Below are 17,858 nucleotides of genomic sequence, written 5' to 3'. Positions count from 1 at the left end.
TAATGTTCCTGTTGACCGGCGGGACGGCAGCGGCTGTGAACTTCGGCTCTAGAATTATCTACAGTCTGTGGTTTGACTTTTCGACTGCCGTTATTCTCGCGTACATCACCGGAATGATCACTGCGTTCTGCTTGATAAAATGCTTTGTTTTTACCAAGAGCGAACAATCCACTCAGCAATCGGTCTTGTGGTTCACATTAGTCAATGTCATCGCGGTTGCACAGACCTGGGCTATCAGTCTCGGACTCGCCAATTACGCTCTGCCTGCGCTCGGAGTCAATTCGTTTCAACATGAGATCGCTCACGCAGTAGGGGTCGCAGTGCCGGTTTTCACCAGTTACATTGGGCATAAACGGTGGTCGTTCAAATGATTTCAGGCAAGCGGCGTACTTGCTTCTGGTCTGATGCTGACTCGCAATTGGATAAAACTGTGCAGGTATCAGTGCCTCTGTCAGAAAGAGATCATTCATGAATAATGCATGGTGGGTTCCGGTCATTGCCGGTATCTCGTTTTTCCTGACGCAACTGCTTCGACACTACGCGCTTGTCCAGCGCTTGGTTGATGTGCCCAACGCCCGTAGCTCCCATGCTGTGCCAACACCTCGGGGCGGCGGGTTAGCCATTGTATTGTCGTTCTTGCTTGCTGTTGCACTGTTGTTTGCGACGGGAGTGATCTCGCTCGGTGTTTTTGCGGCGTACGTTGGCACGGGAGGGTTGATTGCCGTGATCGGGTTCATGGATGACCATGGCCATATCGCCGCGCGTTGGCGTCTTCTTGGGCATTTCGCCGCTGCATCCTGGGGGCTGTTCTGGTTGGGGGGCCTACCAGTTGTCACCGTTTTGGGATTTGATTTCGATGTGGGCTGGGTCGGAGACATCCTTGCGGTGTTCTATCTGGTATGGATGCTGAATCTCTACAACTTCATGGACGGAATAGATGGCATTGCCAGTGTCGAGGCCATATGCGTCTGTCTGGGGATGTGCCTGCTGTATTGGATTGGCGACATGCCTGAACTGATCTGGCTTCCATTATTTTTGGCGGCGTCTGTTATCGGGTTTCTGTGGTGGAATTTCCCCCCTGCACGGATTTTCATGGGAGACGCCGGCAGTGGCTTTTTGGGCGGCGTACTTGGCCTGCTTTCGTTGCATGCAGCATGGACAAAACCTCAAATGCTCTGGGCGTGGGTCATCCTGCTGGGTGTGTTTATCGTCGACGCGACCTTCACATTACTTCGGCGACTGTTTCGAGGCGATAAAGTCTATGAAGCGCATCGCAGTCATGCCTACCAATTCGCTTCTCGCAAGATGGGCAGTCATAGGGCGGTCACGCTCGCGGTCGGAATGATTAATATTTGCTGGTTGCTCCCCGTCGCTTTGCTCGTATCGAAATTTGAACTTGATGGCCTTGTCGGGGTCGTTGTTGCTTATGCACCATTAGTGTTTCTCGCGTTGAAGTATCGAGCAGGGGAACTGGAAACAAATCAGCGATAGAAACGAAGCATCCGCGGGTGGTTTGGGTCTAGAGTACCATGGGTGTTTCGGCAGTTTGAATGTAGCGATCCGGCTCATTCCAGGAAGCATTAAGAGGTGGCTGAAGGGGTTATGGATAAAATCAGGGTTTTTCTGCTCGGGCTGCCACGTCGCAAAAAGCGGTTAATCCAGGTCGCGACTGATGTGGTGCTGGTGTGGGCGGCGCTGTGGTTGGCTTTTATTGTCCGACTCGGCATTGATGACATGTATAACCCCTTGAGAGTGCACCTCTGGCTTTTCGCGTGCGCTCCGGTGATTGCAATCCCGCTTTTCATCCGGTTCGGTATGTATCGTGCGGTGATGCGCTATTTCGGCAACGATGCTCTTATCGCCATTATCAAAGCGGTCAGCCTATCGTCACTGATCCTTGCCTTGGTTGTGTATTGGTACAGCAATCACGAAGCGGTGGTTCCTCGTTCAATAATTTTCAACTATTGGTGGCTTAGCCTCGTGGTTATCGGCGGATTGCGCCTTTGCATGCGCCAGTATTTCATGGGCGACTGGTTCAATGCCGCACAGCATGTGCCTTTTGCCAATCGTGATGATGGCCTGACCAAGGTGGCCGTCTACGGTGCAGGTGTTGCCGGCAATCAACTTGTAGCGGCGCTCAGGATGGGGCGTGTGATGCGTCCGGTTGCGTTTGTCGACGATGACGCCAGTATTGCCGACCGCTCCATTTCCGGGCTTCAAGTCTATAAACCCAAAAATATCCAGCAGATGATTGATGTCACCGGAGCTCAGGAAATTCTGCTCGCGCTGCCTTCATCCACACGTGCGCGACGCAGGGAGATTCTCAACCTGCTGGAGGGCTTTCCGCTGCATGTTCGCAGTGTGCCAAATTTCACTGACCTGGCCAGTGGACGGGTGAAAGTCGACGATATCCAGGAAGTGGATATTGCAGATTTGCTTGGTCGCGATGCGGTGCCGGCGCAGCCCGATCTGCTCGAACGGTGTATCAAGGGCAAGACTGTGCTGGTGACAGGGGCCGGTGGCTCGATAGGTGCGGAACTCAGTCGGCAGATTTACGCCTTGGGTCCGACCACTCTGCTGTTATTTGACCATAGCGAATTCAATCTCTACAGCATTCTGTCCGAGCTGGAGCAGCGGGTTTCTCGTGAGTCACTTTCCGTTCGCCTGTTGCCGATCCTCGGTTCCATTCGCCATCCCCATAAGCTCTTGGATGTGATGAAAACCTGGCGAGTGGATACTGTCTATCACGCAGCCGCCTACAAACACGTGCCGATGGTTGAACACAATATTGCCGAGGGCGTGCTGAACAATGTTATCGGTACGCTCAATACGGCTCAGGCCGCGCTGCAATCGGGGGTCGCCAACTTCGTTCTGATCTCTACGGATAAAGCGGTTCGTCCAACGAATGTCATGGGCAGCACCAAGCGTCTTGCCGAGATGACGCTCCAGGCGTTGAGCCGGGAATTGGCCCCTGTTCTATTTGGTGACAAGGCCAATGTTTCCCGGGTTAACAAAACCCGCTTCACGATGGTGCGCTTCGGCAATGTGCTTGGATCTTCCGGTTCGGTCATTCCGCTGTTTCACAGTCAGATCAAGTCCGGGGGCCCGTTGACCGTTACACATCCGAAAATTACCCGTTACTTCATGACTATTCCCGAAGCTGCGCAGTTGGTCATTCAGGCCGGGTCGATGGGGCGGGGCGGTGATGTCTTTGTGTTGGACATGGGCGAACCGGTGCGGATTGTCGAACTGGCAGAAAAAATGATTCATCTGTCCGGATTGAGCATTCGCTCAGAAAAGAATCCTCATGGTGACATCTCGATCGATTTTACTGGATTAAGGCCCGGCGAAAAGCTGTACGAAGAGTTGCTGATTGGCGATAACGTTTGCGCTACCCAACATCCGATGATCATGAGCGCAAACGAAGATCATTTGCCTTGGGAGGCTCTGAAGGGACGTCTTGATGAGCTATTGAAGTCAGTCGAAAACGACGACTACTCGCGCGTGCGTCAACTCCTTCGCGAGACCGTCAGCGGTTACTCGCCAGACGGTGAAATAGTCGACTGGATCTACCAGCAACGGCATCTGGATCCTTGATTGTTTCACATCTTGCAATAAACGGGTTTTTGACTCTTTCCTGATATCGCCTAAGTTTGAGAGGCAGCTTTGGAAAAGCTGTCTCTTCTAATCGGTATCATGGAGCTTCACTTATGCGTAAAGGCTATTTTTACTCGTTGGTTTTCGCGTTGTTGACGGGCGCTTCGGTTGCTGCAATAGCTGCGCCAGTTGCGCCAGTTGCGCCAGCTGCGCCAGTCGCCATCGACAGTGCGCTTCCGCCAATGGCGGTGTCTCAATCGTCGTCGGCAAAAGTAGATCTCAATAATGCCGATGCAGTCACTTTGCAAAAGTCGCTTGCAGGTGTTGGAGAGGCTAAAGCGAAAGCGATTGTTGCGTACCGAGAGAGTAACGGGCCTTTCGCATCGATCGACGAACTGTTGGAAGTGAAAGGCATCGGCAAGGCGATCCTTGACCGAAATCGCGATAATCTCGAAATCAATTAAGCGCGGAGTGAATAGAGAGGCCGGTCTTTGACCGGCCTTTTGACTTTCTGGGAAGGGCAATCGCAGGGATAAATCATCAACACAATCATTGACTATGCGTCACACGGGTTGATGTGCGTGTGCTTAAGGTGTGTGCCGACGACTTCTAGAATTCTGTCAGCCGTCTCGGGGTTCTCTACGCTGCGTGATAACAATAGCGCCCCTACCAGAGTTGCCATAATGACAATGGACCGATCAATCGTGTCGGTGCCCGAGAGAGTCGCTTGGACTTGTTCCAGGCGAGCATCGAGTACCCGATCAGTTGTTGGACTGGGTCGTCCGCGTAACCCGAGTTCGGATGACATCGTGGGCAGAGGGCAACCTTCTCCGGGGGAGGTTCGATGCCAATCCGAGAGATAGCTGTCTATGAATGCATGCAGCGGGTTGTGTTCTGCGAAAAGAACAGTGCAGTGCGCGTCCAGCTCCTCGCTTGCTGCTATCAGGGCCTTTTCCACTAGTTCGTCTTTGGACTTGAAGTGCGAGTAAAAGCCGCCATGGGTCAGTCCCAATGCTTTCATCAACGGTTGCAGGCCGGTCGCGCTGATGCCATCCCTGCGAAATCGGATCGAGGCCTCTTTGATGATCCGCTGATGTGTCTGAGCTTTGTGATTCAGCGAGTAACGCATTTGGAGTCTCCCCAACAATACGTCATCTTAAACAATCTAAATAAGATGGCGACTGTACTTCTATAGCTAAGGCGCATAGATCCCGGTTCAGCGTGGGTGCTATCCGCTGGGGGCCTCATGGGGAGAGCGTAGGAGGTTTTTGTAGTTGAATCGTGATGTGATGAGCGGCACAGGCACCTGTTCATGTGCCTGTGACACTCGACCATTTTTTCCTATAGAGGCAAGGAGCTGGAACCGGTTTCGGGTGCTGCAATCGAAACCTCCGGGCAGGCCCCAGGAGCATCCAGATCAAGGCGCAGTTCGGTAATCGGGGCTCCTTTGGCCCAACTGGAGTCAGGGGCAAAGGTCAGCGCAGTCAATCCGCCATTGGTCGAGAACCGTACACTGTCTGCTTCACTGAACTGAGTCCCTTGCGAGCGCCAGAACAGTTGAATCGGTACTCGTTGGGACGAGTACTGGCAGCGGACGTTGAAGACGATTCTTCTCGCTTGAGCCGGTTCGACGGGAGAGTCGAGTCGATAGACAATGAACGGATCAGGACCTGTCACAGTGTAGGTATTCTGCTCTCTGCCAGCGAGATCATTGGCTCCGATCTGTAAACCTTGAGCGATCCTTTTGAACGAGGTGATTCTTTTCGAAATTGAAAAAGATGGTGCGGGTTTCTGGAAAAATTCGCTGAGGATTTCACGTTCTACCCCCATTACAAATACATAATCCGGTTGATATTCCTCTACGAGTTCTGCGATCTCTCGATGGCTGGTGAACGCGTAGTGCAACTGCAGGGTCTCGCTGAAAGTTGCTGCCATGTACGGAGCCAATGCGTTACCGAACGAGTCGCGCAGCCAAAGCACTTTCTTTTTGTTCAGGGCTTTTTCTGACTTGACCAGCAGGGGCCGTTGTGATGCCTCCAGCGCGGAGTTACGTCCTGAGGCAAGCAACTTTCCGGATGGATATTCATACTGCTCGATCGTAATCGGATTTTTATAAATGAAGTCCAATATGACCTCTTCGTCCGGAACCGAGTCGGTAATTCTTTGGAATCTGGCCAGATCGCCGCCTGTTCTGGCGAGGATTTCAGTAGGCTGACTGATATCTTTGCTCGGCCACTTCAATTCAGGATGGGTAATGGACAGGTTTTTTGCCAATTCCTGGAAGGCGATACCTGCGCCCACAAAATTCCAGTGTGTGTCTGTTCGATAATACAGAGGACTATGTCCTTCGCTCTTGGCTTGGCGTAATGCTTCAGTGGGATTCACATAAGTATCAATTTTGGCATTGCTGGTCAGATACTCGGTCCGGGACGAAGGCGAGTGCTTCGCCCAGCCTGGCAAAAACTCCGGGTAGAGGGTGTCTTTATCGGGGCCGATGATAATTCGATAGGCGCTGACACCGTTATCCTTGTACCAAGACGTCCAAGACTTCGTGGCATCAGTAACCAGCTGATTTGTCAAAATACTCTCGGGTGTCACACCGACTCTTTTTACGGTAATCGACTTGGCGTACGCATCGCCGAGATAAAACCAGCCGTCTTTGCCGATGATTACCTGCTTGGGATCGATGGAGATACCGGCGGCATAAAACGCACGGCCCACCAATGGCATCAGGATGTCGGTGTTGTATAAATTGCTGACCGACCACCAGTTCTGGTTTTTTTGAACTGCTTGCGTGCCATGAGAAACAAGGTTGGCGGCTGGAATCAAAGTCAGCGAGATCAGGGCCAAGGCAAGAAATACATGGATTTTGGTTTTCATGAGTTCGCCGATCAAAAGTTGAAGTACAGAAAAACAGAACTGGTCGTCAAAATCGTTGAGTAGATGGCTACGCTGAACAGAAGCGACATGCCAACGATTTTTGGCCAACTGATCCGGCCTTGAGTCGTCAATTCAAAAGAGTTTTTCTGGGCGATGAGGATAAAACCGAAAGCGATCATGAGGTAGCAGACGGCGTTCGCCGCGATGCCGGTCGGAAGCACTGTCAGTAAATGGTCTTCCAATACGCCACCCCACGCAAAGCTTGAAGTCGGGACATCTTGAACTGGGATCGCCACAGAACCAAAGTCCACCATGCCGGCAAGGATTCGCTTGGCATCATCAAGGGAATGCGCCCTGAAGAACACCCAGGTTACATTGACGAAAAGGAAGGTAGTCAGCCATGCCAGCGGTGTTGGCATGCGCATACCGCATTGTTTCCAGACTCTGTGCAGTACCAGAGCCCCACCATGCAGCGCACCCCAGATAATGAACATCCAGCTGGCGCCATGCCACAGGCCTCCGAGTACAAAGGTGGCCATCAAGTTGATATAGATTCTTGTCGAAGAGCAGCGATTACCGCCAAGTGGGATGTACAGATAGTCGCGCAGATAGCGGCTGAGAGTCATGTGCCACCGACGCCAGAAGTCCTGGATATCGTACGATTTGTAGGGCGAGTTAAAGTTTATGGGCAACCAGATGTTGAACAGAAGGGCAGCACCAATGGCCATGTCACAATAGCCACTAAAGTCAAAATACAATTGGAAAGTATAAGAAAGACTGGTCGCCCAAGAACTATAAAAATCATGCTGTGCGCCAGGCTGGAAGCCTGCGTCTGCCCACACCGCAAACGTATCTGCGATCATGACTTTCTTGAACAGTCCAATGCTGAATATAAACAGGCCCATCAAGATATAGCGGTATCTGATGGCAAGCGTCCAGCGGGACTGGAACTGCGACATCATTTCTTTGTGGTGCAGGATTGGCCCAGCGATGAGGTGCGGAAAAAACGTTACAAAAAGCGCATAGTTAATGAAGTCGTATTCTTTAGCTTCACCCCGATAACTGTCTACGAGGAAAGCAATTTGAGTGAAGGTATAAAAGCTGATCCCTAGAGGCAGAATTATCTGCTGTAACTGGATATCAAAATTAGAAAGTGAGTTGATGTTTTCAATAAAAAAATTAGCGTACTTGAAGTAGCCCAGTAATCCCAGGTTTACTACTATGCTCAAGGTTAAAATGGTTTTTCGGGATAGCTTGAGGCGCAAACCAGTCGTGGCCGGCGAAAGGGCACTGCCTACCATGAAGTTGAAAAAAATTGAACCGAGCAGAAGCGGTAGATAAGCAACGCTCCAGTAACCATAGAAAAACAGACTTGCCGCTACCAACCAGCATTTTCCCGCGAGTATCAGGCGTCTCTTGTTAAGCAGGAAGTAAACGAGGAAAACAATGGGTAGATAGAGCAATATGAACGTGGGAGAGCTGAATACCATTTTCCGTCTCGTATAAAAATTGGCTGTATCTTTGTTTTTTTAAATGGCGAAAGACCAGGGAACCTGCGCGATCTGTTGTGATACGTGGGGCCTGATCTGCGAGGCCGGCGGGCTTTTCGGGCATCTTGAGCGTTGAAGCTTCAGTAACGCAAAAATTAACTTCTGGCCTGTTACTAACCGATCTGCTTTCTCTGCCGTCTATTGGAACTCTGTAGCAACAAAACTCCATTGCGCGGGAAAATACCACAAAGACGGCTGTTTTTATATTGAGACTAGTGATTGTGCGGAGTCGGGGATCGGGGAATGGTCTGGGGGATGCTGATCGGCTGGCTTGAGTAGCAATGGCACTGCTTAAGGGGGGAACAAACCCCGCCGATTCAGGCGGGGTTTTTCGTTCAGCGATCCTGCGCGTCCTTGATGTCAGCTTCGGCATTGCGCTGCGCAACGCGCTTGCGTTCTTCGTCGGTCAGTTCAACCTTGTTGGCGGTGTCGCGCAGCATCATCAATCCGCCAACGATCGAGCCGATTGCAACGACCAGAATCAACCAGGCATACCAGGGCATAACGGCTCTCCTTAATGGCAGCTCGGCGGGCGAGGGTTTCGCCAGCGACGCTGCATACCACTTATGAGCGAAATGACTTCGCAGTGGTTCCATTCTAGGCCCGATATCCCCGGTGCACCTTAATTCCCTGTAGGAGCTGCCGAAGGCTGCGATCTTTTGACTTTGCTTTTTCAGAAACAAGATCAAAAGATCGCAGCCTTCGGCAGCTCCTACATGATGGGTTATCGCCCCGTGAGCATCGCATCGGCCGGCGCATCGGCGCGCAGTTGCCCGGTCAGCAGGAAGTAGCCGAAGCCGACTGCCATGAAGCCAAGGAAAATCAGCCCGATCAGCGCGTTGAACCAGGCCATGGCGATCAGGCACACCACCGCCAGCACCAGTGCGATCAGCGGAATCAGCGGATAGCAGGGCGCACGGAAAGTCCGCTCGAGATTGGGTTCGGATTTACGCAGTCTGAACAGGCTGAGCATGCTCATGATGTACATCACGATCGCGCCGAACACCGCCATGGTGATCATCGCCGCGGTGAGGGTCATGCCGCCGAGGTTGATCAGGCCGTCGCTGTAAATCGCGGCGATGCCGATGATGCCGCCGGCGATGATCGCCCGGTGCGGGGTCTGGAAGCGCGAGAGTTTCGCCAGCGACGCCGGCAGGTAACCGGCGCGGGCGAGGGCGAAGAACTGCCGCGAGTAGCCGAGGATGATCCCGTGGAAACTCGCCACCAGCCCGAACAGGCCGATCCACACCAGCATGTGCAGCCAGCCGGAATTGTCGCCGACCACGGTCTTCATCGCTTGCGGCAGAGGGTCGTTGATGTTCGCCAGGGTGCGCCAGTCACCGACGCCGCCCGCGAAGAACATCACGCCCATCGCCAGCAACACCAGGGTCAGGATTCCGCTGATGTAGGCCTTGGGGATCGTGCGTTTCGGATCTTTGGCCTCCTCGGCGGCCATTGCCGCGCCTTCGATGGCGAGGAAAAACCAGATGGCAAATGGAATCGCGGCAAACATCCCGGCAATCGCTGGTGGCCCGAACACGTCGGAGCCGGCCCAGCCGTTCAACGCAAAACTGCTGAAGCTGAACGCTGGAGCGACCACCCCCATGAACACCAGCAATTCGATCACCGCCAGCACGCAGACGATCAGTTCGAACGTCGCCGCCAGTTTCACCCCGAGGATGTTCAGGGTCATGAACACGATGTAGGCACCGACCGCTGCATGTTTCGGATCGAGCGCCGGAAACTGCACATTCAGATAAGCGCCAATTGCCAGGGCGATCGCCGGCGGCGCGAAAACGAATTCGATCAGCGTGGCCAGCCCGGCGATCAGCCCGCCTTTCTCACCGAACGCGCGACGGCTGTAAGCGAACGGCCCGCCGGCATGGGGAATCGCCGTGGTCAGTTCGGTGAAGCTGAAGATGAAGCAGGTGTACATGGTCGCGACCATGAACGAGGTCACCAGAAAGCCCAGCGTGCCAGCCACGCCCCAGCCGTAACTCCAGCCGAAGTACTCGCCGGAAATCACCAGCCCGACGGCGATGCCCCACAGGTGCAAGGTGCCCAGCGTGGGTTTGAGTTGTGTGTTCATGCGCATGCTCCCGGAACGGTTTGGAAAGCTCGGGGGAGGGCGTGTGCAGTGGGCGTGCCATTGCTGTGAGTCAGGTCGTAATGCGCTGAAAGCTGTCGTATCGGGGATGTTCGCGGCTGGATGAGTGTTTTTTGTGCGCCAGTTGGGTGCGATGTTGTCGGTTATGCCGTCTTCGCGAGCAGGCTCGCTCCCACATTGGATCTGTGGCGTTCACAAATCCCCTGTGGGAGCGAGCTTGCTCGCGAAGAGGCCCGCCAACACGACGCAAAACCCACCTGTAACGAACGCATAAACCGACTCTTTACGCTTTCTTTATGCCCAGCCAACCCCCTCGGTCTCGTTCCTTTACAGCCTCCTTTCCGACAATGCCTCCACACGCGGCAATACGCCGTAACACGGAGATCTTCCATGAGCGTTCTGGACGGGGTGTCCCTGCTGTTGGCAGCCGGGCTGTTCATTTATCTGTTGGTTGCGCTGTTGCGCGCGGATCGGAACTAGGAGCGGCTATGCACAGTTATGACTATTGGCTGATCCTCGCGTTTTTTGCGGTGGTCTTGCTGCCGGCGCCTTTCCTCGGGCGCTTCTACTACAAGGTGATGGAGGGTCAGCGCACCTGGCTGACACCGATCCTCGGCCCGGTCGAGCGTGGTTGCTATCGGATTGCCGGGGTCGATCCGCAGGCTGAGCAGAGCTGGCAGAAGTACACGCTGGCCTTGCTGGCGTTCAACCTCGCCGGTTTCCTGCTGCTGTTTGCGATCCTGTTGTTTCAGGATCACTTGCCGCTGAACCCGCAAAATCTGCCGGGCCAGGAATGGACTCAGGCGTTCAACACCGCGGTCAGTTTCATGACCAACACCAACTGGCAGTCCTACAGCGGTGAAGCGACCCTCAGCTACCTGAGCCAGATGGTCGGACTCACCGTGCAGAACTTTGTCAGCGCCGCTACCGGTCTGGCGGTGCTGGTTGCGCTGTGCCGTGGCATCGGTCGCAAGTCGACCAAGACCCTGGGTAATTTCTGGGTCGACATGACCCGCGCCACCCTTTACGGCCTGCTGCCGCTGTGCCTGCTGCTGGCGCTGTACCTGGTGTGGCAGGGCGTGCCGCAGACTTTCGCGCAATACGTCAATGCCGTCACCATGCAGGGCGTCGATCAAGTGATCCCGCTCGGCCCGGCGGCCAGCCAGATTGCGATCAAGCAACTGGGTACCAACGGCGGTGGCTTCTTCGGTGTCAACTCGGCGCATCCGTTCGAGAACCCGACCGCGTGGAGCAACCTGTTCGAACTCGCGTCGATCATTCTGATTCCGGTAGCGCTGGTGTTCACCTTCGGTCATTACGTGAAAGACCAGCGTCAGAGCCGCGCGATCATCGCCTGCATGCTCGCGCTGTTCCTGATCGGCGGCGCGACTTCGCTGTGGGCCGAATATCAGCCCAACCCCGCGCTGAACAACGTTGCTGTCGAACAGACCGCGCCGCTGGAAGGCAAGGAAGCGCGCTTCGGCACCACCGCTACTGTGCTGTGGTCGGTGACCACCACGGCGGCATCGAACGGTTCGGTCAACGGCATGCACGACAGCCTCAACCCGCTTAGCGGCATGGTCGCGCTGGTCAACATGATGGTCGGCGAAGTGATCTTCGGCGGCGTCGGTGCCGGGCTCTACGGCATGTTGCTCAACGTGCTGATCGCGGTGTTCCTCGCCGGCCTGATGATTGGCCGCACCCCGGAATACCTGGGCAAGAAACTGCAGGCGCGGGAAGTGCAATTGCTGGTGGTGACCTTGCTGGTGATGCCGGTGGGCGTGCTGGTACTCGGTGCGATCGCGGCTGCTCTGCCTGGCCCGGCGGCGACCATCAGCAATCCCGGCCCGCACGGTTTCAGCCAGTTGCTCTATGCCTACACCTCGGCCAGCGCGAACAACGGTTCGGCGTTCGGTGGCCTGAGTGCCAACACGCCGTTCCACAACTTGATGCTCGGTCTGGGCATGTTGATCGGTCGCTTCGGTTACATCCTGCCGGTACTGGCCCTGGCCGGCAGCCTGGCGATGAAGAAAACCGCACCGATCAGCCAGAACAGCTTCCCGACCCACGGCCCGCTGTTCGTGACCCTGTTGACCGTGACCATTTTGCTGGTGGGCGGCCTGACCTTCCTGCCGACTCTGGCGCTCGGTCCGATTGCTGAACACCTGAGCTTGGGCTTCTAAGGAATCGATCATGAATATGCATGTTCCTGCAAAACCTGCGGTGCCGACCCAGTCGGCAGAAGCACCGAAAACCGCGATCTCGGCCCTGTGGCGTCCGGCGCTGGTGCAAGCCTTCGTCAAGCTTGACCCGCGTCAACTGGTGCGTTCGCCAGTGATGCTGGTGGTCGAACTGACGGCGATTTTCACCACCGTGCTGTGCTTCATCCCGGACAACGTCGTGCCGACGTTCGTCGCCGCGCAGATCGCTCTGTGGCTGTGGTTCACCGTGCTGTTCGCCAACTTCGCCGAAGCCTTGGCCGAAGGTCGCGGCAAGGCCCGCGCCGACAGCCTCAAGGCTGGCAGCGAAGGCCTCAGCGCGCGGCGCAAACTGGCCAACGGCAGCTTCCAGGTGGTGCCCGCCGCCAGCCTGCGCAAAGGTGACGTGGTGCGCGTCGAAGCGGGGGAGATGATCCCCGGTGACGGCGAGGTCATCGAAGGTATTGCCGCGGTCAACGAAGCGGCGATCACCGGTGAGTCGGCGCCGGTGATTCGCGAGTCCGGTGGTGATCGTTCGGCGGTCACCGGCAACACGCGCCTGGTGTCCGACTGGCTGCTGGTGAAAATCACCGCCAACCCCGGTGAATCGACCCTCGACCGCATGATCGCACTGGTTGAAGGCGCCAAACGCCAGAAGACCCCGAACGAAATCGCGCTGGATATCCTGCTGATCGGCCTGACCCTGATCTTCCTGCTGGTGGTGGTGACCCTGCAGCCGTTCGCCCACTTCGCCAACGGCAGCCTGCCGCTGGTGTTCCTGGTAGCGCTGCTGGTCACGCTGATTCCGACCACCATCGGTGGCCTGTTGTCAGCCATCGGTATTGCCGGGATGGATCGTTTGGTACGCCTGAACGTGATCGCCAAATCCGGGCGCGCTGTGGAAGCGGCCGGTGACGTGCACGTGCTGCTGCTGGACAAGACCGGCACCATCACCTTCGGTAACCGCCGTTGTAGCGCAGTGTATGCCGCGCCGGGTGTGAATGGTCGCGAACTGGCCGAAGGCGCGTTGTTCGCTTCGCTGGCGGACGAAACGGCCGAAGGCAAATCCATCGTCGAATACCTGCGCGGTCTGCACCCGCAAACCGAGCCGGCGCTGGATACGTTGACGGCCGTACCGTTCAGTGCGGAAACCCGTCTCTCCGGTGTCGACTATCAGGGCCGCGTTTATCGCAAGGGCGCCGTCGATTCGCTGCTGGCCTTCCTCGGCCAACAACGCTCCGATCTGGCCCCGGCACTGTCGCGGGAAATCGACAAGATCGCGCAGAGCGGCGGCACGCCGTTGCTGGTATGCGCTGACGGCAAACTGCTCGGTGCGATCCACCTCAAGGACGTGGTCAAGCCAGGCATTCGCGAGCGTTTTGCCGAGCTGCGCAAACTGGGGATTCGCACGGTGATGGTCACCGGCGACAACCCGTTGACCGCTGCGGCCATCGCGGCAGAAGCGGGCGTCGATGACGTGCTCGCCGAAGCCACCCCGGAGAAAAAACTGGCGCGCATCCGCCTTGAGCAGAACGACGGTCGTCTGGTCGCCATGTGCGGCGACGGCGCCAACGACGCCCCGGCGCTGGCCCAGGCTGACGTCGGTATGGCGATGAACGACGGCACGCAAGCCGCACGCGAAGCGGCGAACATGGTCGACCTCGACAGCGACCCGACCAAGCTGCTGGACGTGGTACAGATCGGCAAGGAGTTGCTGGTGACCCGTGGCGCGCTGACGACCTTTTCCATCGCCAACGACGTCGCCAAATACTTCGCGATCCTGCCGGCGCTGTTCGCTGCAATCTACCCGCAACTGGGCGTGCTGAACATCATGCACCTGACCAGTCCGCAGAGCGCGATCCTCTCGGCCATCGTCTTCAACGCCCTGATCATCGTGGTGCTGATTCCACTGGCACTGCGTGGCGTGCGCGTGCAGGCGGCGAGTGCGGCGGCACTGCTGCGGCGCAACCTGCTGATCTACGGACTGGGCGGGATTCTGGTGCCGTTCGTGGGGATCAAGGCGATCGACATGCTGCTCACGGCTTTGCATTTGGTGTGATCCATTCGCGAGCAGGCTCGCTCCTACAGTTGCAATGCGATCCCCTGTGGGAGCCAGCCTGCTGGCGATGAAGTCGACTCAGTCCACCTGAATTAACGCGGTATCCGCTTTCTGAATTCGAGGATTTTGCAATGTCCACAATGATACGTCCGGCCCTGAGCCTGCTGGTGCTGATGACCCTGATCACTGGCGTGGCCTATCCACTGGTGGTGACCGGCGTTGCGCAGGTCGCTTTCCCTGAACAGGCCAATGGCAGCCTGGTGCACGATGCCGACGGCAAGGTGCGCGGCTCGTCACTGATCGCCCAGGATTTCGTCGGTGATGCGTGGTTCCATCCGCGTCCTTCGGCGGGCGCCTTCGCGACCGTTTCCAGCAGTGCCAGCAACCTCGCGCCGAGCAATCCGGCGCTGGCCACGCGGGTGATCGACGACGCCAACAAGTTGCAGGTGCCCGGCCAGGGGCCGGTGCCCTTGGCGTTGCTGACCACCTCCGGCAGCGGCCTCGATCCGCACTTGCCACCGGCGGCAATTGCCTATCAACTGGCGCGAGTCGCGCAAGCGCGCAACTTGCCGGTGTCGACCTTGCAGCAACTGCTCGATGCGCACATCGAACAGCCGCTGGTGGGGCCGCCGGTGGTGAACGTGCTGGAGCTGAACATCGCGCTGGAAAAACTCTGAACCGGCGGCGCGGCCATTCGCGAGCAGGCTCGCTCCCACAGGAATACGTGTTCCAAATGTGGGAGCGAGCCTGCTCGCGAAGAGGACCGAAAGAACACCGCATAACTATCTGGAAGAGAGAACATCAAGCATGAGCGACTCCGGCCGCGCCGACGCGCTGTTAGCAGACCTGCCCCGCGACGGCCGTGGTCGGCTGAAGATTTTTCTCGGTGCCGCCCCTGGGGTCGGCAAGACCTACGCCATGCTCCAGGCCGCGCACACGCAATTGCGCCAGGGCGTGAAAATCATTGCCGGTGTCGTCGAAACCCATGGTCGTGCGGAAACCGAAGCGCTGCTCGGCGGTTTGCCGCAGCAGCCGCTGGTGCGCTCGGAATACCGTGGCGTGATGCTCGAAGAAATGGACCTCGACGGCCTGCTCGCGGCCAAACCCAAGCTGGTGCTGGTGGACGAACTGGCTCACACCAACGCCCCCGGCAGTCGCCACGCCAAGCGCTGGCAGGATATTCAGGAACTGCTTGCCGCCGGCATCGACGTCTACACCACGGTCAACGTCCAGCACCTGGAAAGCCTCAACGATCAGGTGCGCGGCATCACCGGTGTGCAGGTGCGCGAAACCCTGCCGGACTGGGTGCTGCAGGAAGCCTACGAACTGCTGCTGATCGACCTGCCGCCGCGTGAATTGCTGGAGCGTCTGCGCGAAGGCAAGGTCTACGTGCCGGAACAGGCGCGGGCGGCGATCGATGCGTTTTTCACCCAGACCAACCTCACCGCGTTGCGCGAGCTGGCGATGCAAACGGCGGCCGCGCAGGTCGATAACGATCTCGCTCAAGGCTATCGCCAACTTGGTCAGGCGGCTCCGGCGGTGCGCGGGCGTTTGCTGGTCGGCGTCGATGGCGATGCGCATGCCGAACGCCTGGTACGTCACGCCAGCCGGGTGGCCCAGCGTCGGCATTTGCCGTGGAGTCTGGTGCACGTCGACAACGGCACGGTGCGCGACGAGCAATCACGCCTGCGTCTGCAAAATGCCCAGCAACTGGCCGAACGCCTCGGCGGCGAAGTGGTGTTGTTGCGGGCCGGCGAAGTGGCAAAAACCCTGATCCAGCATGCCGCCGAACGCCGTGCGAGTCTGCTGCTGGTTGGTCAGTCGCGGCCGAGTCTGCGCCGTCGCCTGTTCGGTGGAGGGCTCGCCGCGCGTTTGCTGCGTCAGGCCCATGGCCTGGAAATCAACGTCCTCGACAACGACCATGAACACCCGCAATCGCGCCTGAGAACTACGCCAACGCTGGTCTGGTTCGACTATCTGTTGGCGCTGGTTGCCACACTGTTGGCCAGTGCATTGGCATGGGCGGTATCGAGCATTTTGCCGCTGCCGAATATCTCGCTGGTGTTCCTCGCAGCGGTGTTGCTGGTGGCAGTGCGCAGCAGTCTGGGCCCGGCGCTGGCCTGCGCGGCGCTGTCGTTTCTGACTTACGATTTTTTGTTCATTCCGCCGAATTTTTCCTTCGCCATCCAGCGCGAAGAAGACGTTTTGACCTTGCTGTTCTTCCTGCTGATGGCGGCGCTCACCGGCAATCTTGCGGCGCGTCAGCGGCGGCAGTTGCAGGCGTTGCGCGATACGCAGGAAGAGACCACGGAGCTGCTCGACCTGTCGCGCAAACTGACTGCGGCGACGGATCGTCAGGCCGTGATCAGCGCTGCTGCGCAGCACCTCAACGGCTGGAGCGATCTGCAACTATGCCTGCTCAACCGCGACGGCCAGGGCGGCTGGAAAGTCGAGACCGGCGGGCCGCTGGAGTTCAGCGAATCCGAACGTGCCGCTGCCGACTGGGCCTGGCAACACGATCAACCGGCCGGCATGGGCACCGGCACGCTGCCGTTCGGTCGCTGGTGGTGGTGGCCGCTGTCGGTGGAGGACGGGCCGCTGGCGCTACTCGGGGTCTGCGCCAAAGAGGGCCAGACCTTGAGCGGCCAGCGTCGACGTCTGCTCACCGCGTTGAGTCAGCCGCTGGCGCAGGCACTGGCGCGGGCGCAACTGGCGGACGATCTGGAAGCCGCGCGCCTGCACGGTGAAACCGAGCAATTGCGCAGCGCGCTGCTGGCCTCGGTATCGCATGATCTGCGCACACCGCTTACCGCCATGCGCGGCAGCATCGACAGCCTGCTGGCGCTCGGCGAAGCGATTCCGCTGGAGGATCGCCGCGAGTTGCTCGAAGGCACCCGCGATGAAGCCGAACGCCTCGACCGCTACATTCAGAACCTGCTGGACATGACCCGACTCGGCCACGGTGCATTGAAGCTCGCGCGCGACTGGGTAGCGCCGGCGGACATCGTCGGCAGTTCGCTCAATCGCCTGCGTGCAGTGCTCGCGCCGTTGCAGGTCAGCACTGATGTGCCGTCCGAGTTGCCGCTGCTGTTCGTGCATGCGGCGCTGATCGAGCAGGCGCTGGTCAATGTGCTGGAAAATGCTGCACGTTTCTCACCTGCTCACGGTCGTTTGCAATTGAGTGCCGGGGCGAATGACGAAGAGATCTTCTTCACGGTCAGCGATGAAGGACCGGGGATTCCCGAAGACGAGCGGGCGAAGATTTTCGATATGTTCTACACCGCCGCACGCGGTGATCGCGGTGGGCAGGGCACCGGTCTGGGGCTGGCGATCTGTCAGGGCATGGTCGGTGCGCATGGCGGGCGGATCAGCGTCGCCGACGGCATTGACGGGCGCGGCACCAGCATCACCCTGCACCTGCCGTTGCAGACGCAACCGGGGATGGACAATGAAGCCTGATCGCGACT

Annotated in this window: 14 protein-coding genes; 9 read left to right on the top strand and 5 right to left on the bottom strand. The window is 57.5% G+C overall.

Annotated features, from left to right (window positions below):
* Nucleotides 1-2: 2 nt before the first annotated feature.
* From LOY52_RS18770 to LOY52_RS18755, 4 genes are all read left to right on the top strand, one after another.
* Nucleotides 3-371: a GtrA family protein gene (locus LOY52_RS18770; RefSeq protein ID WP_258679908.1), complete on the top strand. Its 369-nt coding sequence runs from the start codon at nt 3-5 to the stop codon at nt 369-371.
* A gap of 97 nt (nt 372-468) precedes the next feature.
* Complete coding sequence (locus LOY52_RS18765; RefSeq protein WP_258675570.1) at nt 469-1,491, top strand: glycosyltransferase family 4 protein; 1,023 nt, start codon at nt 469-471, stop codon at nt 1,489-1,491.
* 111 nt (nt 1,492-1,602) lie between these two features.
* Nucleotides 1,603-3,597, top strand: a complete 1,995-nt coding sequence (locus LOY52_RS18760) for a nucleoside-diphosphate sugar epimerase/dehydratase (protein WP_258679906.1) — start codon at nt 1,603-1,605, stop codon at nt 3,595-3,597.
* Nucleotides 3,598-3,710: 113 nt separating this feature from the next.
* Nucleotides 3,711-4,061 (top strand): helix-hairpin-helix domain-containing protein, encoded by a 351-nt coding sequence (locus LOY52_RS18755; RefSeq protein ID WP_258675569.1) that lies wholly within the window; start codon nt 3,711-3,713, stop codon nt 4,059-4,061.
* A gap of 92 nt (nt 4,062-4,153) precedes the next feature.
* Here LOY52_RS18755 and LOY52_RS18750 read toward each other — a convergent pair whose 3' ends face one another.
* The 5 genes from LOY52_RS18750 to eat all read right to left on the bottom strand — a co-directional run bounded on the left by LOY52_RS18750 (nt 4,154) and on the right by eat (nt 10,116).
* Complete coding sequence (locus tag LOY52_RS18750) at nt 4,154-4,726, bottom strand: TetR/AcrR family transcriptional regulator (RefSeq protein WP_258675568.1); 573 nt, start codon at nt 4,724-4,726, stop codon at nt 4,154-4,156.
* 212 nt (nt 4,727-4,938) lie between these two features.
* Complete coding sequence (locus tag LOY52_RS18745) at nt 4,939-6,477, bottom strand: alginate O-acetyltransferase AlgX-related protein (RefSeq protein WP_258675567.1); 1,539 nt, start codon at nt 6,475-6,477, stop codon at nt 4,939-4,941.
* Between the two features lie 11 nt (nt 6,478-6,488).
* Nucleotides 6,489-7,967, bottom strand: coding sequence for an MBOAT family protein (locus LOY52_RS18740; protein WP_258675566.1), 1,479 nt, complete (start codon nt 7,965-7,967; stop codon nt 6,489-6,491).
* 395 nt (nt 7,968-8,362) lie between these two features.
* Nucleotides 8,363-8,530: a DUF2897 family protein gene (locus tag LOY52_RS18735; RefSeq protein ID WP_003226857.1), complete on the bottom strand. Its 168-nt coding sequence runs from the start codon at nt 8,528-8,530 to the stop codon at nt 8,363-8,365.
* 221 nt (nt 8,531-8,751) lie between these two features.
* Nucleotides 8,752-10,116 carry an ethanolamine permease gene (eat, locus tag LOY52_RS18730; RefSeq protein ID WP_258675565.1) on the bottom strand — a complete coding sequence of 455 codons (1,365 nt, stop codon included), beginning with the start codon at nt 10,114-10,116 and terminating at the stop codon, nt 8,752-8,754.
* Between the two features lie 408 nt (nt 10,117-10,524).
* On the opposite strand from eat, the gene kdpF reads away from it, so the two are divergent.
* From kdpF to LOY52_RS18705, 5 genes are all read left to right on the top strand, one after another.
* Nucleotides 10,525-10,614 carry a K(+)-transporting ATPase subunit F gene (gene kdpF / locus LOY52_RS18725; RefSeq protein ID WP_007963673.1) on the top strand — a complete coding sequence of 30 codons (90 nt, stop codon included), beginning with the start codon at nt 10,525-10,527 and terminating at the stop codon, nt 10,612-10,614.
* Between the two features lie 8 nt (nt 10,615-10,622).
* A complete protein-coding gene (gene kdpA / locus LOY52_RS18720; RefSeq protein WP_258675564.1) occupies nt 10,623-12,317 on the top strand; it encodes a potassium-transporting ATPase subunit KdpA in 1,695 nt (564 codons plus the stop codon).
* A 10-nt stretch (nt 12,318-12,327) separates the two neighbouring features.
* A complete protein-coding gene (gene kdpB, locus LOY52_RS18715; RefSeq protein WP_258675563.1) occupies nt 12,328-14,391 on the top strand; it encodes a potassium-transporting ATPase subunit KdpB in 2,064 nt (687 codons plus the stop codon).
* A gap of 131 nt (nt 14,392-14,522) precedes the next feature.
* On the top strand, nt 14,523-15,068 hold the full coding sequence (gene kdpC, locus LOY52_RS18710) for a potassium-transporting ATPase subunit KdpC (protein WP_258675562.1): 546 nt from the start codon (nt 14,523-14,525) through the stop codon (nt 15,066-15,068).
* A gap of 130 nt (nt 15,069-15,198) precedes the next feature.
* Complete coding sequence (locus LOY52_RS18705) at nt 15,199-17,850, top strand: sensor histidine kinase KdpD (protein WP_258675561.1); 2,652 nt, start codon at nt 15,199-15,201, stop codon at nt 17,848-17,850.
* Nucleotides 17,851-17,858: the final 8 nt, after the last annotated feature.

It is taken from the genome of Pseudomonas sp. B21-051 (genome assembly GCF_024748795.1).
Lineage (GTDB): Bacteria > Pseudomonadota > Gammaproteobacteria > Pseudomonadales > Pseudomonadaceae > Aquipseudomonas > Aquipseudomonas putida_A.
The sequence above is the reverse complement of the archived record's forward strand: the minus strand, read 5'-3'. Positions and strand labels throughout refer to the sequence as shown.

Bases quoted from the DNA above. Each gene is read 5' to 3' on its own strand.
- LOY52_RS18755 (WP_258675569.1), top strand. From the start codon at position 3,711: ATGCGTAAAGGCTATTTTTACTCGTTGGTTTTCGCGTTGTTGACGGGC.
- LOY52_RS18705 (WP_258675561.1), top strand. From the start codon at position 15,199: ATGAGCGACTCCGGCCGCGCCGACGCGCTGTTAGCAGACCTGCCCCGC.
- LOY52_RS18750 (WP_258675568.1), bottom strand. From the start codon at position 4,726: ATGCGTTACTCGCTGAATCACAAAGCTCAGACACATCAGCGGATCATC.
- kdpA (WP_258675564.1), top strand. From the start codon at position 10,623: ATGCACAGTTATGACTATTGGCTGATCCTCGCGTTTTTTGCGGTGGTC.
- LOY52_RS18745 (WP_258675567.1), bottom strand. From the start codon at position 6,477: ATGAAAACCAAAATCCATGTATTTCTTGCCTTGGCCCTGATCTCGCTG.
- eat (WP_258675565.1), bottom strand. From the start codon at position 10,116: ATGAACACACAACTCAAACCCACGCTGGGCACCTTGCACCTGTGGGGC.
- LOY52_RS18735 (WP_003226857.1), bottom strand. From the start codon at position 8,530: ATGCCCTGGTATGCCTGGTTGATTCTGGTCGTTGCAATCGGCTCGATC.
- kdpB (WP_258675563.1), top strand. From the start codon at position 12,328: ATGAATATGCATGTTCCTGCAAAACCTGCGGTGCCGACCCAGTCGGCA.
- kdpF (WP_007963673.1), top strand. From the start codon at position 10,525: ATGAGCGTTCTGGACGGGGTGTCCCTGCTGTTGGCAGCCGGGCTGTTC.
- LOY52_RS18740 (WP_258675566.1), bottom strand. From the start codon at position 7,967: ATGGTATTCAGCTCTCCCACGTTCATATTGCTCTATCTACCCATTGTT.
- LOY52_RS18770 (WP_258679908.1), top strand. From the start codon at position 3: ATGTTCCTGTTGACCGGCGGGACGGCAGCGGCTGTGAACTTCGGCTCT.
- LOY52_RS18760 (WP_258679906.1), top strand. From the start codon at position 1,603: ATGGATAAAATCAGGGTTTTTCTGCTCGGGCTGCCACGTCGCAAAAAG.
- LOY52_RS18765 (WP_258675570.1), top strand. From the start codon at position 469: ATGAATAATGCATGGTGGGTTCCGGTCATTGCCGGTATCTCGTTTTTC.
- kdpC (WP_258675562.1), top strand. From the start codon at position 14,523: ATGTCCACAATGATACGTCCGGCCCTGAGCCTGCTGGTGCTGATGACC.